Below are 15,000 nucleotides of genomic sequence, written 5' to 3'. Positions count from 1 at the left end.
TCTAATTGAGACAATTATCTTAATACCATTTGCCTGTCGGCATCCAGTTTGATCAAGATAAAAAGTAAAATGGTAAATGTAAGCAGCGATGAGCCGCCATAACTTATTAAAGGCAATGTTATACCAATCACAGGAGCTAACCCGATAGTAACGCAAATATTTACAGATACGTGAAAGAAAATAATACCGGCAACACTATACGCATACACTCTTGAGAAAGTACTTCGTTGCCGCTCCGCAATAAAAACGATCCGGAATAATAAGCCTAGATAAAGCAACATTAATAAAGCACTACCGACAAAACCAAAATTTTCACCAACAGAAGTAAAGATAAAATCGGTGTGTTGTTCCGGCACAAAGTCGCCCTGCGTTTGTGTTCCCTGCAAAAAGCCTCGTCCCCAAAAACCACCCGATCCAATAGCTATTTTGGATTGTTTTACATTATACGCCTGCTGTTGTTTTTTTCTTTCTTTCTTTTTTAATTCAACTTCATCCAGTGCTGCTGATTTATCTGCAAATGGATTATCTACGCCCACCATGCTGAATATTCTATCTGCCTGGTAACCTTTTAAAACATGTTTAAAAACAAATGGTACTGCTACCCCAACAAATAAGCTGCAGAACAGCCAGATAATAGTTATTAGTATAAGCAATTGGCGATTTCTCTTAAAAATGGTACGTCGCATTAAAGCAATGAGCAGAACAGCTACAATAGAGAATGCGATGATCAATGTTTTTGCAGAAAATAATAATGATACCACTAACAGAACTCCCATTGCCGCACCTACGATCATATAGCCGGGTGGCAATCCTTCACGATACATAGGAATTAAAAAAGCAAAATAAACCAATGCCAGTCCGGTCTCTCCCTGCATTATAGAAAACACGGCCGGAGAAAATACAATGGCTGCTGCAATCAATTGCGATCGCTGTTTGCTAAAATCAACTTCCTGTTGACTTAAATATTTTGCTAATGCCAACGATACAAAGATCTTACACAATTCTACCGGCTGCAGGTTCATAAAACCTAATGGTATCCAACTTTTAGAGCCTTTAATTTCCTTACCTACCACAAACGTTGCCAGTATCAATAAAATACCCGCCAGGTAAGAAAGATTAGCCATTGCAGTAAATAACTTACTATCTGTCAGTAAAATAAAAATTGCCAGTAAGCCACAAGCGCCAAAATAAAAAAGCTGTTTGCTATAATTTTTTTTGAACCCTATAAACGATTGAATAACACTATCGCCTGTTTTATATTCAACCGAAAAAATGCAAAGCAATCCTATACTTACCATTAGTATGTACAGCACTATCATGATCCAATCTGCCCCTTTTGCTATTGACGGGTTTTTCTGGTACATTAATTTTCTTTTTTAGCAGTATCTCTTTTTATCTCTCTATCGTCATTTGGTAAGATGCCCTGCGCTTTTTCTTTTGCTGAATTATCAGTGTTGTTATTCTTTTGTTCTTTATCCTTTGCTATTGTCCTTTCTTTATTGGCATTTGGAATTTCGATATCGGTCGGATCATCTTCTAAGCCAATAGAATCTTTTATCAATTTAATATAACCTTTTGCCAATAAATATGCTGAGTCCTTTGAATGGCGCAAAGAATCCTGCCGACGAACTTCCAGATAAATACGCTTAGGCATTAAGTTTAAATTAGACAATGTTTCTATTTGCTTCAATCTAGCCGGATCGGTAATAGAATCTTTTAAATACTTTTCTATCATCAATCCTACAATTGGCGCAGAATAGGTTCCACCAAAGTGACCACTGTTTTCTATTACACACATAATAGCGATCTTGGGGTTTTCTCTTGGAGCAAAGCCACAAAAGAAAGTATGATTGGGTTGCTTTTCGCCGTGATAATAGTTTTCTACTGTTCCTGTTTTACCGCAAATAACAATGTCTTTTATTTTGGCGCCGATACCTGTTCCCCTGTCAACCACACCTTGCATACCATCACGCACGGCTTCAAACACACTATCCGGAATGTCTGTGGGTGTATGTTTTATTTTATAAGAATCCATCAAACCAAATTTGTCACCACCTTCAATTGAATCCACTACATGTGGAATATAATACCATCCTTTATTGGCGATATACGCCATTTCATTAGCTACCTGCAATGGAGTAACACTTACTTCCCCCTGACCAATACTTACCGAACGAAAATTGCAATAATTCCATCTGCCTTTACCATATGTTTTATTAAAATATTCCGGTGTTGGAATATTTCCACGTTTTTCAGAAGGAACATCCACTCCCAATTTATGTCCTAATCCAAATGCAGACATGTACCTATCCCAATTAGACAAACTGCTGTCAATTGTCGGGTATTTAGAATTATCAATCACCCGTTGCATTACAGTAGCAAAATAAGTATTATCAGAAATAGTGATGGCGCTACGCAGATCAAAGGTTCCTTTATCGAGGCATTTCATTGGTTTTCCATAACCGCAACCATAAAAAGCACCGCTACAGGTCACTCTAAAATCAGTAGTAATAACACCTTCGTGCAAACCGATCAGAGCTTGTAAGGTTTTAAAAGTAGAACCCGGAGAGTAGGTGGCACTTACCGTTCTGTTCAATAATGGCAATGCCGGATTTAAGAATAACTCGGAAAAATGTTTACGACGTTGATTCCCTGTTAAGTATTTAGGCTGGTACGTAGGGGCACTTATCATTGCCAGTATACCGCCTGTTTTAGGATCTACAGCCACAATAGACCCTAATTTATTTTGCATTAGTTTTTCGCCTAATTCCTGGAGTTCAATATCAATAGACGTGTGTATTGCCTGGCCGGCTACAGCTGCAGTATCATACTTTCCATTTTCTAATTTTTCGGTTAAGCGATTTTTATTATCGCGTTTCCAATATTCAATACCTCGCTCACCCATCAACACTTTTTCATAGGTATGTTCAATCCCTGTCATACCTGCATAGTCACCTGCAGCGTACCCTTCATCTTTATGTTTTTTGAGATAATTGGTATCTACCTCAGCGATGTAACCCAATACGTTTGCTGCGGCATCATAAGGATAGTTGCGCACAGAACGCTCTTGTAAATAGAATGCCGGCTCAAACTTAAACATCACTTCATCTAACCTGGCTTTAGATTCTTCACTTAACAACGCCTCGAAAATAGAGGGGCGAATTTTTGTATTCTTAAAGATGAGATCTGCCATTCGTTTTTTAAACTCAACGGTATCTATATTTAAGATATTACAAAGCGCCATGGTATCAACGCCTTTTATTTTTGCAGGCACTACCATCAGATCATAAATGCTGGTATTATCCAACATCACCTTTCCTTTTTTGTCGTACACGATACCTCTGTCAGGATAAATGATCTTACGAAAGATACCCTGGTCCAAAGCCATTATTTTATACTTGTTGGAGAATACCTGTAAGGTGAGCAATCTTGCTATGATAACTACAAACATAGCAATGAAGATGAGCTGTATAGATGTTTTACGAGATTGATTGAAAACAGGCACGCTGCTTAATTGATTTTATCTTGATTGTTGAACAAAGGTATGCCGTACAAGTGAGTGACACAACGATGTTGGGTATAGTATAGAAGTTTGTTAACAAAAAAAATTAAACCGTATTTGTTCTGAACTTCTGTTTGCGGGTAAACATTATCTCCGTTACCAATATCAATAGTAAACTTATTATGGTAGATAACAATGTTTTTACCAAAAAATACCAAAGATTGGCAAACTGCCAGGCTTCTAATAAAAACAACCAGGCATTGTGAACAAGCGCAAGAATGGCGATATAAGTAGCATATGGACCGAAACCTCCTAAACTTTTTGCAGATGGTTCCTGGTAATTGGTATCTGCACCTTCCTGCGGAATAAGCAGGTTAATAAGAAAAGGGCGTATGTATGCAATAAGCACACAGGCTGCCGCATGAAAGCCGGGATTATGACGAAAGCTGTCTAACGTAATTCCCAATAAAAAAGCAACGATCATTAGTACGCTGCGTTTCATGTTAAAGGGCAGCCACAAAATAAAAAGAAAATAGATGTAAGGTGTTATCATGTAGTGTATATGCACTTTATCAAGCACATATACCTGTACCAGTATAAAAACAATAAAGCGTACTATGTGTTTTAATGCAGTGCTCATTCCCTTACTGTGCTTTCTTTTTTGCGTTTTCTAATAACTTATTGATCTCTTCCTTCTTTAAATTTTCAATGGCATAAATATATTGTAAGCTATAAAAATTTGCCGCTGACCTTATTTTTATAAAAAGATTGTTGCTGCTTTTATCTGGAACAATTTCAGATACCGTACCTACCAGCAATCCATAAGGGAAGATCAGCCCAAGTCCGCTTGTTACTACGGTATCGCCTTTTACTACTTTAGCGCTTTTACGAATTTCCTTTAATGTTAAAACATTAGGCTCCTGTCCGTCCCAAACTACAGTGCCATACTCGCCGCTCTTTTTAAGTTTTACGCTGGTATGACTATCCTTGTTCAATAAGCTCATTACAATAGCATAGTTATTACTAACATCTGTTACAATACCCACTACCGCATTGTTGGTATTAATAACTCCCATGTCCTTTTTTATGCCTCCGGTTGCTCCTCTTCCTAATTCAATAAAATTATTTTCCATGGCAACAGAGTTATAGATCACTTTTGCATTCATGTATCTATACTTACGATACGGTTGCAAAGAATCCAACTTCATGGTATCTATCACGATTTTGCTGACAGTATCCGGCAAATCAAAATCAGCTTTGAGCTTATTATATAATTGCTCGTTTGCTTTAACTAATGAATCGTTGGTCTTTTTAAGCTGAAGGTAGTATTCTACTTTATTGTATTGTGTATTTACTTTGCCGGTAACTTCACTGAGATAAGCTGTGGTAACAGCACTGTGGTAACGGTTATAATGTACAATGAGATAAATGCTTATTGCCTGTAATAGCAGGAAAATAATCAGGTTAAAATAAACTTTTATGAAGAAAAAGATATTACGCACCGAAGAGATTTAAAATTGCAAATTCCAACTATCCATCCCAAAAAACAAGTTCCAAATTCCAAGTGAAGAGTTTTTGGATTAATTGAAAACTATTTTGAAGACCACTGGAACCCTGACTTTGGTATTTGGAATAGTTTTACCGCATTACAAACGGGTACCTGTCATAATTCTTTAACGCAATTCCCGTACCTCTTACCACACTTTTTAACGGATCATCTGCTACATGAACAGGAAGCTTAATTTTTGCGGCAATTCTTTTGTCCAATCCACGCAACAATGCACCACCACCGGTAATGTACAATCCACGACGGTAAATATCTGCTGCTAATTCAGGAGGTGTTGTTTCCAAAGCTTTTAATATTGCTTCTTCAATTTTGAAGATGCTTTTATCCAGCGCTTCCGCCACTTCCTGGTAGCTTACCATTACCTGTTTTGGAATACCGGTTACAAGGTCGCGACCATTTACAGGAATATCATCCGGTGGATTATCCAGGTCTTTCAATGCAGCGCCCACTTGTATCTTGATCTGTTCTGCTGTGCGTTCTCCGATCAATAAACTATGATAACGGCGCAAAGCCTCCATAATATCTGCAGTAAACTCATCCCCTGCAATACGAATACTTTGGTCGCACACAATACCTGCCAATGCAATTACGGTAATACCTGTAGTACCACCACCAATATCGATGATCATATTACCAACGGGTTCTTCCACATCGATACCGATACCCAAAGCCGCCGCCATTGGTTCGTGTATCAAATACACTTCTTTAGCGCCCGCCTGTTCCGCACTGTCTCTTACAGCACGTTTTTCTACCTCTGTAATGCTGCTTGGTATGCAGATCATCATCCGCCAGCTTGGTGCAAACAGTGGTTTTTTAGGGTAGATCATTTTGATCATCTCCCTGATCATCAACTCGGCAGCGTTGAAATCGGCAATTACACCATCTTTCAACGGACGTACCGTTCGTATGCTTTCGTGGGTCTTTTCGTGCATCATCAATGCCTTTTTACCCACTGCTAAAATGTTTTTAGGATTGTTTCTATCTAAAGCAACAATGGAAGGTTCGTTTACTACTACTTCATCGTTAAATATGATAAGGGTATTTGCCGTACCCAGATCCATCGCAATTTCCTGCGTGAAAAAGTTAAATAAGCCCATAGGAATATATAAAAGAAAAGCCGCTTGTTAGTAATGGTAGCAAAGTTGAAGGAAATTATCCGAATTAACAATGCCCAATTTTTATTTTAGAGAGTTTTAAGGAAATGTTGGTAATACGTGAGAAGTGAAATGAGAAACCTTAGTGGTGGCCATTCTTCTATTTCACGTCTAACGATTCACGTTTACTTAAACTCATATCCAATATCTTCCCTGAAATAAATACCGTCAAAATAGATCTGCTCCAGCATATACGTAGACTGCTCTGCTGCTTCTCGTATCGTATCACCAAAAGATGTAACAGTTAATACACGCCCGCCGGCTGTTACCACTTTATCATCCACTTTTTGTGTTCCTGAATGGAAAATGATAGAACCTTCAATTATTGAATCATCCAGCCCTTCAATAACTTTACCTGTTTGATACCCATCCGGGTAGCCGCCACTAACTGCCACAACTGTAACTGCAGTTTGTTCATCTATTTCAATCTTTATTTCGTTTAAGCGTTGCTGTGAGGTTGCTACTAATAATTCTACCAGATCATTTTTTATACGAGGCACTACTACTTCTGTTTCCGGATCGCCAAAACGGCAATTATATTCAATAACATAAGGTTCATCCTTAACGCTAATCAATCCAAAAAAGATAATTCCTTTATACTCAAGCTTGTCTTTTTTTAAACCTGTAACCGTTGGTTCAACAATCCTTGTTTTTACTTTTTCCATAAAAACATCGTCTGCAAATGGAACTGGACTAACAGCACCCATACCTCCCGTATTGGGACCTGTATCGCCTACACCAACTCTTTTATAATCTTTTGCATTCGGCAATAAAACATAATTGATTCCATCTGTTAATGCAAACACGCTTATTTCAATACCTTCTAAAAACTGCTCTACTACTACACGTTTGCCTGCTTCCCCAAATTTTGCACGCTGAATAATTAATTCAAATTCTGCCAGTGCCTCTAAGCGATTGGTACAAATAATTACACCTTTACCTGCAGCCAAACCATCTGCCTTTAAAACTACCGGTAACGGGTGATTGCGGATATATTCAACACCTTCTTCATAATTAGACAAAGTAAATTCTTTGTAAGTAGCCGTTGGAATATTATAACGATGCATAAATTCTTTCGCAAAAGCTTTACTGCCTTCCAGCTGCGCTGCATCTTTTGATGGACCGATAACATGTATATGTTCTGTGGAAGATTTTTTCTTGAAGAAGTCGTAAATACCTTTTACCAGCGGCTCTTCAGGCCCAACAATTACTATATCAATTTCTTTTTCCAGGCAAAAGTCAGCCAGTTTATCAAACTCTGTTGCCTTGATATCTACATTTTCACCGCAAAGATCGGTACCTGCATTACCGGGAGCAATAAAGAGCTGCTCACATAAATGACTATGGCGTATTTTCCAGGCTAATGCATGTTCACGTCCGCCACCCCCTACGAGTAAGATTTTCATTGGAATAAAAAAATTTTAAATGTTTTTGCGAAAATAATATAGATAGTATTGTTTACAATAATAAGTTATACAGATAATAACATCTTCCAATAAAAGCATCTTTTTAATAAAGCGGAAAATTGGTACATTGAGTAATTAAATGATGAACATGACTGAACTAAACGTACAGAAACAAAGACATCCAAAAGGCTTATGGGTTCTATTCGGCACAGAAATGTGGGAGCGCTTCAATTTTTACGGAATGCGGACAATTCTCACCCTTTTTATTGTCAGCGCCCTAATGATGAGTAAAGAACAGTCATCATTGATCTATGGAGGGTTTTTAGGGTTATGTTATTTAACGCCAATGTTAGGAGGTTTTATTGCCGACAGATTTTTAGGAAATAGATACTGCATAATATTAGGAGGTGCCTTAATGGCAATAGGACAATTCATTTTATTTATCAGCGCCAACGTTTTTAGTTCTAATCTTGAATTAGCAAAAACCTTGTTGTACGTAGCCTTGGGAGTTATCATTTTTGGAAATGGCTTTTTTAAGCCAAACATCTCCAGCATGGTTAGTAGCCTTTATCCGAAATCCGAAAAAACAAAACTAGACACTGCGTTCACCATTTTTTATATGGGTATAAATATCGGTGCTTTTTTAGGACAGCTCATTTGTCCTATTTTAGGAGATGTAGTAGATAAAAACGGCGTAAGAGATGTATTTGCTTTTAAATGGGGATACTTAGCCGCTTCTATAGCAATGATCCTCGGAACTACCACTTTTTATTTTCTTAAAAACAAATATGTAGTAACACCAGAAGGGAGACCTATCGGGGATCTGCCATCAAAGAATATTGTATCGGATTATGAAGAAGGCGAATCACAAAAAGCTCATTTTTCTAATAAATCATTGATAATTTCTGTTATTGCTTTTATTGTTTTAGCTTTTTGTTTTAATTATTTTTTTGGACAGAATGTTATCTATTCAATTATATACGCAAGTGGTCTTACATTAGCCGGATTAATTATTTCCGACGGCTCTATTACTAAGGTTGAACGTGATAGAATCATTGTAATTTATATTGTTTCCTTCTTTATTATTTTCTTTTGGGCTGCTTTTGAACAAGCAGGTTCTTCCTTAACATTTATAGCCGACAATCAAACAGACAGAAACTTTTTTGGCTGGGATATGCCGCCATCGATGGTGCAAATTTTTAACGGGATCTTTGTAGTAGTATTTGCAGTACCATTCAGCATTTTGTGGGATAAACTAAGGGCACGAAGTAAAGAACCTATTTCTCCGTTTAAACAAGCCATCGGGCTTGCATTGATTGCATTAAGCTATTTCATTATTGCTTTTAATGTAAAAGACCTTGGTAACAATGGATTACTTGCGGTAAAATGGCTCATCTTGCTTTATTTGATACAAACTTTTGGTGAATTATGTTTATCTCCTATAGGACTTTCATTGGTAGGAAAACTTTCGCCAAAACGCTTTTCCTCCTTATTATACGGCGTATTCTTCTTATCTAACGCTTCCGGCTATGCACTGGCTGGAACATTAGGCTCTATATTACCTGCAACCGGTGAACAATTTGCTGCTGCAAAAAAAGTGGGAATAGATCTGCAAGGAGTTTTAGATAATAAAATTGTTCCTACCGCTGAACAAGTTAAATTTTTAACTGCTGAAAAAATCAGTATGCATAACCCGGTGTTTGCCGGATTTACTATTCATAACCTATTTGAGTTTTTCATGGTATTTGTTGTGTTGTGCGGATTAGCAGCAGCGTTATTATTTTCGCTTACACCGGTATTAAAGAAAATGATGCATGGGGTAAGATAATTGTAAGTGGTTGATTGCATGAAGCATTAAATACAATTAAGAATGATCGACATTCTAAGCGTTAAAGAAACTTATTCAAAAATGTTGGATACTCAACTGATAAACCTAGCAGTTGAAGATGGACATACCCTTCCGCCTCAAGCTTTACTGGCATTAAAGGAAGAATTTGCTAAACGCAATCTTGATCAAGCCTATATAGAATCCGCAGAGCAAACCAAACAGGAAATTCATCAGCGAAAAATTGAAGATTTAAAGGTTTCCAGTGAAGATGATTTCAACAAACTTATTTGGTCGTTTATTTTTGAAGAAAAAGAAAAAGGAACAAGCGACGATGAAATTTTAAAAGGACTTCTTGAACGAGGTTTAGATGAAGAACAAGGAAAGAAACTTTTATTAACAACCAGTGATAAGTTAAAAACTATTGTGGACGATTATGATACTAAAATGCTAGCCGGCGGACTTTCTTTTCTTTTAGGAGTTTTCATAACCTTAGTAACATACACTCATGCAAGGGCTTCAGGAGGAATTTATATTATTGCCTGGGGAGCTATTTTATTTGGCGCCATTAAATTTTCAAGTGGATTATCAGCAAAAAGAAAAAACAAAAAGCTTCTCGCTAAAATTGAAGTACTAGAACAATAGGCTAAATAAAATTCAGCAGTTCATACTGTTTTCCCAATATCGATGCATCATCTGCATTGAGCCATTTATTTAAAACCGTAGCATATACATTTTTAAAATCCATCTTATATTTTAAATCGCCTTCTTGTAAATCAGATAGATCTGGCATTGCATTGATAATTCCTTTTTGTTTTAATGCACCACTGATCAAAAACATGTTATTCGCTGTACCATGATCCGTGCCACCGCTGGCATTTTGAGAAACCCTTCTTCCAAATTCACTGAATGTAAATAACAATACATCATCAAAACGATTGTTCGTTTTCATATCTGCAGTAAAAGCACTAACAGCATCACTAAATTCAGTGAACAATTGCTTCTGCTTATTCTCCTGACCAACATGCGTATCAAAACTTCCTAAGGAAACATAATATACTTTGGTATTGATATCTGATAAAATAAGCGATGCAATTGTCTTTAAGCTTTTGCCTAATCCTGTTTTTGGGTATTCTGAGCCGGTAGGATGTAATTTGCTTTGTTTATAAATATAATCGGCACTGCTAAGTGTTTCGCTCATTGTTTTATACAGATAGTCTACCGTTTCTTCTTCGTGATGATGACCGGCATTAATTTCTTTGAAATAATTTTCATTACTGCTGCTGTATAGTTTGCGTGGGTCTTTAAATGCCAATCCATTTTTGTTTTGTCCTTTTAAAGCCAAACTTAAAATATCATCTATTTCCAATGCCTGTGTAGGTTTATCGCAGCCAATGCATTGCGCATCCAGGTAACGTCCGATCCAACCTGAAGTAAGATATTCATTGCTGTTGGCGGCTGTTTGCCAAATATCCATGCTTCTAAAATGGGAACGATCAGGATTGGGATAACCAACACTGTTTAATATTCCCAGGCTTCCATCATCATACAAACTTTTTAAACCTGTTAATGAAGGATGCAAACCAACTTCATCAGTAAGTGATAAAGCATTATCTTTTGTAATTCCCAACTTAGGACGTGAGCTATAGTAAATATCATTACGTACCGGAATCACAGTATTCAGCCCATCATTGCCTCCGCTAAATTGAATAACTACTACTATTTTATTTCCCGCAGGAACCAATCGCGGCACTTCAAAAGCTTTTAAAAACTTTGGCAACATCAACGATGCCGTTGCTAATGAACCTACTTGTATAAACTCACGGCGTTTGATTAACATAGACAATCATTTTAAATTATTCAACTAACACAATTGATACTCCGGCGTGCTCATCACATTTATCATAGCACTCTTAATATAATTTTCTCTTGTATCTGTCTTCAGATATTTTTCTAAAACTGTAGTATTTACACGACTTTGCGACTGCAATAAAGTGTCGGAAATTTGTTGCAATAACTGATCTCGTGATACATTGTCAAACATGTTTATTACACTATTCCAATCCACTGTTACATTCACTCCTTTATCAGCATAGTCTTTATTCATCTTTGCGGCCATGCGCTCTTCACTACTCATACCCATCATTACATCATCATCAGGCTTGGTTTGTATGTTGATGGTTTCATTCGCTGCAATTATTTGGGGTATGCGTAACCGTAACATCAATGTGCTGCTATCGATCCAATTCTTACCGCCCGGCCAGCCTGCTACATTGGGTGGATAAAATAATGTTTGTCCTAATGCTTTTTGAAAGAGTAATTGTGACAAATCATCGCTTAATTGCAACGGCAATATTCTTCTGATGCCCGCCAGCAATACAATCGGTGATTTTATTTGTGTGCCGATATTTTTTTCTTCATAGAACCAATCTGCAGTAAAAATATCAGTCAGCAATTTTTTTATATCATAATTGCTTTGATGAAAACGTTTTGCCAACCAATCTACTTTAGTACTATCTATATCTTCATTAACAAGAAAGCGATACAGCTTTTTAGTAATGAAAACCGATGTTTGTGACTGCTCCAATAAAATATCTATAATATCATCGCCATTGTAATTCCCTGTTTTACCTAAGAAAGTTTTACCTCCGTCATCATGTTGTTTTTCCCGGAAAACAAATTCACCTTGCAGATTAAAACCCCATCCTGTAAAGGCTCTTGCTGCTTCTTTAACATCTTCTTCTGTATAATTACCTCTGCCCATTGTAAATAATTCCATTACTTCTCGGGCAAAGTTTTCGTTAGGATGCTGCTTTTTGTTTTGCTGGTTATTTAAAAATTGTAACATGCTCGCACTCTTGCTAACACCTTTTAATAAGTCGCCAAAATTTCCTAATGCATTTTGACGAATGACATCTAACAATTCCTGTTGAAAATAAATATTGATAACTCTGCATGCAAAATGTCCATGCCAGAATAAACTCATCTTTTCACGCAACTGATCTTTGCCTGTAATCATTTCATTCATCCAGCTTACATTCAGATTTTTCAAATCATCAGCAGACTGGCGGCGCAATTCTTTCTTGTCTTCTTTACTCAGCTCCTTCATTTTTTCAATATCCTTAATGCCTTGCATCAAGCCATCGAAACGATTAGAAGCTACATTAATTTTATCCGGAGATTTAGAAGAAGATTTTATTAATTGTTCCCACATTTTTTTTTGCGAGATGTTACCAAGCGAGGGAGCATCACTTGCCGTTGGCCCAAAGCCTGCACGCCAAAGAAGATGTTGGTTTTTTAAACGATTGGTTATGATCATGGCAGTGAAGGTGTTGTTGCAATATACAAAAACAGCCTGTCAGACCCTGCAACAAATACAAGGTTTAACCAATCATAAACTTAATTTAATTCAGTTGAATTATTGTTTTGCGTTTGCTAAAACGTACGCCAACACATTTGCTGTTTCAGTACCGTCCAGTTTAGCTTTAGGAGCCATTTCATCTATAATATGGGGCCATTTTGTAGCAGTAAAATCACCGGGATTAGGTAAGCCATGACAGCGACCACATTTTGCTTCATAAGTTTCTTTACCCGCCGCTACATCACCGGAAGGCTTTGCAGGTGCAGGAGTCGTGGTAGTTGTAGTTGGAGTAGTTTTAGGAGAACAGCTCCAAACAAAAGCGATTAATGTAAGCGCTACAAAATATTTTTTCATTGCGGTTTATTTTACAATTATAAATGTAGCATTAAATAGTATCGGCACCAAAATAACTATGCAATACTTTCGGCAACATAATTCCTTTTTCGGTTTGATTGTTTTCCAACAAACAAGCCACTATTCTTGGCAAGGCTAATGAAGAACCGTTTAAAGAATGTACCAATTGTGTTTTACCATTAACATCCTTGTAACGAATCTTCATACGATTGGTTTGAAATGTTTCAAAGTTGCTTACGCTGCTGCATTCCAGCCAACGCTCCTGTGCAGCACTGTACACTTCAAAATCATAAGTAAGTGCAGAAGCAAAGCTCATATCGCCACCGCATAAACGAAGAATGCGATACGGCAATTCCAATGCATTCAATAATTTTTCTACATGCGTTACCATTTCATCCAACACTTCATAACTCTTATTGGGATGTACCAATTGCACCACCTCAACTTTATCGAATTGATGCACACGATTCAATCCTCGTACGTCTTTTCCAAAGCTGCCGGCTTCACGTCTAAAACAAGGCGTATATGCCGTCATCTTGATGGGCAATTCTTCTTCCTTTACAATTTCATCTCTATAAATATTTGTAACCGGAACTTCCGCAGTCGGTATCAAATAAAATCCATCTTCCGTTACATGATACATCTGTCCTTCTTTATCCGGCAATTGCCCGGTACCGTAAGCCGTAGCTTCGTTCACCATGTGCGGAGGTAAATACTCTGTATAACCAGCTGCAGTATTATAATCTAAAAAATATTGAATCAACGCACGTTGCAATTTTGCCCCCTTGCCTTTGTATAAAGGAAATCCGCTGCCGGTAATTTTTGCGCCGGTCTCAAAATCCACCAAATCATATTGCTTTATCAAATCCCAATGTGGAACTGCGTTTGCAGGCAATGTTGGTTTTACACCGGCTTCACGAACCACTTCATTGTCTTCCGGAGTTTTTCCTTTTGGAACCAAAGTACTGGGAAGATTAGGAAGCTTTACCACTTCATCATGTAACGATTTTTCTGCAACTACCAATTGTTCATTTAATTGTTGCAAAGTGTTTTTATGTTGCGCAACTTCTTGCTTTTTCTCTTCAGCAGCAGCTTTATCGCCTTTACCCATCAACATGCCGATCTCTTTGCTGGCTGCATTCATCGATGCCTGCAAGGTTTCGGTTTCCGTTTTTAACTTCCGCAGTTGTTCATCGGCTTGCAAAATTTTATCTATCAAACCCAAATCCGAAAAGTTTTTTACGCTTAATCTTTCCTTTACTAAGTCCGCATTCTGCCTGATAAAATTGATCTGTAACATTTTTCTGAACGATGATTTATTTTATTCTATTTATTTTTTTGACATCAACATTTTATCTCAATTGAACATCGTTGTGTCACTCACTTATACTTTTTATTCCTTATTCAACTATAATAAGGTGCGTGCAAAGATAAACTTCCCTTCCTTAATCCATAAATTTGTGTATGCAATCTGCAAAAGACGATCTACAAATACGTTGGCTCAAGCTCCGGATAAAATTAAAAGAGAAATTAGGTATCAAGCCCGAAATGGATGGAATACTCTTTTTAATTGGTGTTCAGGAATTAGGACACGGGCAGCAGGAATACACCAAGGAACAAAAGCAAGACCTGATGCACATTGCCGTTTGTACGGTGCTTTCTCAAAGTGGTTATTATGTATTGGAAGGACATGATGAGGAAGGTTGGCCGCATTTTAAACAATTAAAAGAATTGCCGCCTTTCAATTTATTTGAGCAGGAAAATTTTTTAAAAGATCATGTACTGCTGTATTTTAGCGATATTCTTACAGACCAATAAATTAGAATCTTAC

General features: G+C 37.2%; 13 protein-coding genes. 3 read left to right on the top strand and 10 right to left on the bottom strand.

The features are described from left to right. Positions 1 to 14 precede the first annotated feature (14 nt). From rodA to purD, 6 genes are all read right to left on the bottom strand, one after another. The gene (rodA, locus tag K9M53_RS01350) at positions 15 to 1,364 is read right to left on the bottom strand and encodes a rod shape-determining protein RodA (protein WP_224017262.1); all 1,350 of its coding nucleotides are present in this window, start codon (positions 1,362 to 1,364) and stop codon (positions 15 to 17) included. After that, the gene (locus tag K9M53_RS01345) at positions 1,364 to 3,505 is read right to left on the bottom strand and encodes a penicillin-binding transpeptidase domain-containing protein (RefSeq protein ID WP_224017260.1); all 2,142 of its coding nucleotides are present in this window, start codon (positions 3,503 to 3,505) and stop codon (positions 1,364 to 1,366) included. Before K9M53_RS01345 ends, rodA begins: the two co-directional genes overlap by 1 nt. Positions 3,506 to 3,608: 103 nt before the next feature. Continuing rightward, the gene (locus tag K9M53_RS01340; RefSeq protein WP_224017258.1) at positions 3,609 to 4,142 is read right to left on the bottom strand and encodes a rod shape-determining protein MreD; all 534 of its coding nucleotides are present in this window, start codon (positions 4,140 to 4,142) and stop codon (positions 3,609 to 3,611) included. Positions 4,143 to 4,146: 4 nt separating this feature from the next. Further along, a complete protein-coding gene (gene mreC / locus K9M53_RS01335; RefSeq protein WP_224017256.1) occupies positions 4,147 to 5,004 on the bottom strand; it encodes a rod shape-determining protein MreC in 858 nt (285 codons plus the stop codon). A 136-nt stretch (positions 5,005 to 5,140) separates the two neighbouring features. Beyond that, positions 5,141 to 6,166: a rod shape-determining protein gene (locus K9M53_RS01330; RefSeq protein WP_224017254.1), complete on the bottom strand. Its 1,026-nt coding sequence runs from the start codon at positions 6,164 to 6,166 to the stop codon at positions 5,141 to 5,143. Between the two features lie 182 nt (positions 6,167 to 6,348). Beyond that, positions 6,349 to 7,629: a phosphoribosylamine--glycine ligase gene (purD, locus tag K9M53_RS01325; RefSeq protein ID WP_224017252.1), complete on the bottom strand. Its 1,281-nt coding sequence runs from the start codon at positions 7,627 to 7,629 to the stop codon at positions 6,349 to 6,351. A 148-nt stretch (positions 7,630 to 7,777) separates the two neighbouring features. Between purD and K9M53_RS01320 the strand changes: the two genes are divergently transcribed. Continuing rightward, a complete protein-coding gene (locus tag K9M53_RS01320; protein ID WP_224017250.1) occupies positions 7,778 to 9,457 on the top strand; it encodes a peptide MFS transporter in 1,680 nt (559 codons plus the stop codon). 42 nt (positions 9,458 to 9,499) lie between these two features. Beyond that, positions 9,500 to 10,099, top strand: coding sequence for a hypothetical protein (locus K9M53_RS01315; RefSeq protein WP_224017249.1), 600 nt, complete (start codon positions 9,500 to 9,502; stop codon positions 10,097 to 10,099). Position 10,100: 1 nt separating this feature from the next. On the opposite strand, the gene K9M53_RS01310 is transcribed toward K9M53_RS01315, so the two are convergent. The 4 genes from K9M53_RS01310 to serS form a co-directional block, all read right to left on the bottom strand. Further along, positions 10,101 to 11,294 carry a DUF1501 domain-containing protein gene (locus K9M53_RS01310; protein WP_224017247.1) on the bottom strand — a complete coding sequence of 398 codons (1,194 nt, stop codon included), beginning with the start codon at positions 11,292 to 11,294 and terminating at the stop codon, positions 10,101 to 10,103. 24 nt (positions 11,295 to 11,318) lie between these two features. Beyond that, positions 11,319 to 12,773: a DUF1800 domain-containing protein gene (locus K9M53_RS01305; RefSeq protein ID WP_224017245.1), complete on the bottom strand. Its 1,455-nt coding sequence runs from the start codon at positions 12,771 to 12,773 to the stop codon at positions 11,319 to 11,321. Positions 12,774 to 12,872: 99 nt separating this feature from the next. Further along, on the bottom strand, positions 12,873 to 13,169 hold the full coding sequence (locus K9M53_RS01300) for a c-type cytochrome (protein WP_224017244.1): 297 nt from the start codon (positions 13,167 to 13,169) through the stop codon (positions 12,873 to 12,875). A gap of 31 nt (positions 13,170 to 13,200) precedes the next feature. Continuing rightward, positions 13,201 to 14,469 (bottom strand): serine--tRNA ligase, encoded by a 1,269-nt coding sequence (gene serS / locus K9M53_RS01295; RefSeq protein ID WP_224017242.1) that lies wholly within the window; start codon positions 14,467 to 14,469, stop codon positions 13,201 to 13,203. A 164-nt stretch (positions 14,470 to 14,633) separates the two neighbouring features. On the opposite strand from serS, the gene K9M53_RS01290 reads away from it, so the two are divergent. Beyond that, positions 14,634 to 14,987, top strand: a complete 354-nt coding sequence (locus K9M53_RS01290; protein ID WP_224017241.1) for a hypothetical protein — start codon at positions 14,634 to 14,636, stop codon at positions 14,985 to 14,987. The last annotated feature ends 13 nt before the right edge of the window (positions 14,988 to 15,000 follow it).

Source organism: Ferruginibacter albus (assembly GCF_020042285.1).
Classification (GTDB): Bacteria; Bacteroidota; Bacteroidia; order Chitinophagales; family Chitinophagaceae; genus Ferruginibacter; species Ferruginibacter albus.
The sequence above is the reverse complement of the archived record's forward strand: the minus strand, read 5'-3'. Positions and strand labels throughout refer to the sequence as shown.

Coding starts and splice junctions, on each gene's coding strand:
- rodA (WP_224017262.1), bottom strand. CDS start 1,364: ATGTACCAGAAAAACCCGTCAATAGCAAAAGGGGCAGATTGGATCATG.
- K9M53_RS01340 (WP_224017258.1), bottom strand. CDS start 4,142: ATGAGCACTGCATTAAAACACATAGTACGCTTTATTGTTTTTATACTG.
- K9M53_RS01330 (WP_224017254.1), bottom strand. CDS start 6,166: ATGGGCTTATTTAACTTTTTCACGCAGGAAATTGCGATGGATCTGGGT.
- purD (WP_224017252.1), bottom strand. CDS start 7,629: ATGAAAATCTTACTCGTAGGGGGTGGCGGACGTGAACATGCATTAGCC.
- K9M53_RS01320 (WP_224017250.1), top strand. CDS start 7,778: ATGACTGAACTAAACGTACAGAAACAAAGACATCCAAAAGGCTTATGG.
- K9M53_RS01315 (WP_224017249.1), top strand. CDS start 9,500: ATGATCGACATTCTAAGCGTTAAAGAAACTTATTCAAAAATGTTGGAT.
- K9M53_RS01310 (WP_224017247.1), bottom strand. CDS start 11,294: ATGTTAATCAAACGCCGTGAGTTTATACAAGTAGGTTCATTAGCAACG.
- K9M53_RS01305 (WP_224017245.1), bottom strand. CDS start 12,773: ATGATCATAACCAATCGTTTAAAAAACCAACATCTTCTTTGGCGTGCA.
- K9M53_RS01300 (WP_224017244.1), bottom strand. CDS start 13,169: ATGAAAAAATATTTTGTAGCGCTTACATTAATCGCTTTTGTTTGGAGC.
- serS (WP_224017242.1), bottom strand. CDS start 14,469: ATGTTACAGATCAATTTTATCAGGCAGAATGCGGACTTAGTAAAGGAA.
- K9M53_RS01290 (WP_224017241.1), top strand. CDS start 14,634: ATGCAATCTGCAAAAGACGATCTACAAATACGTTGGCTCAAGCTCCGG.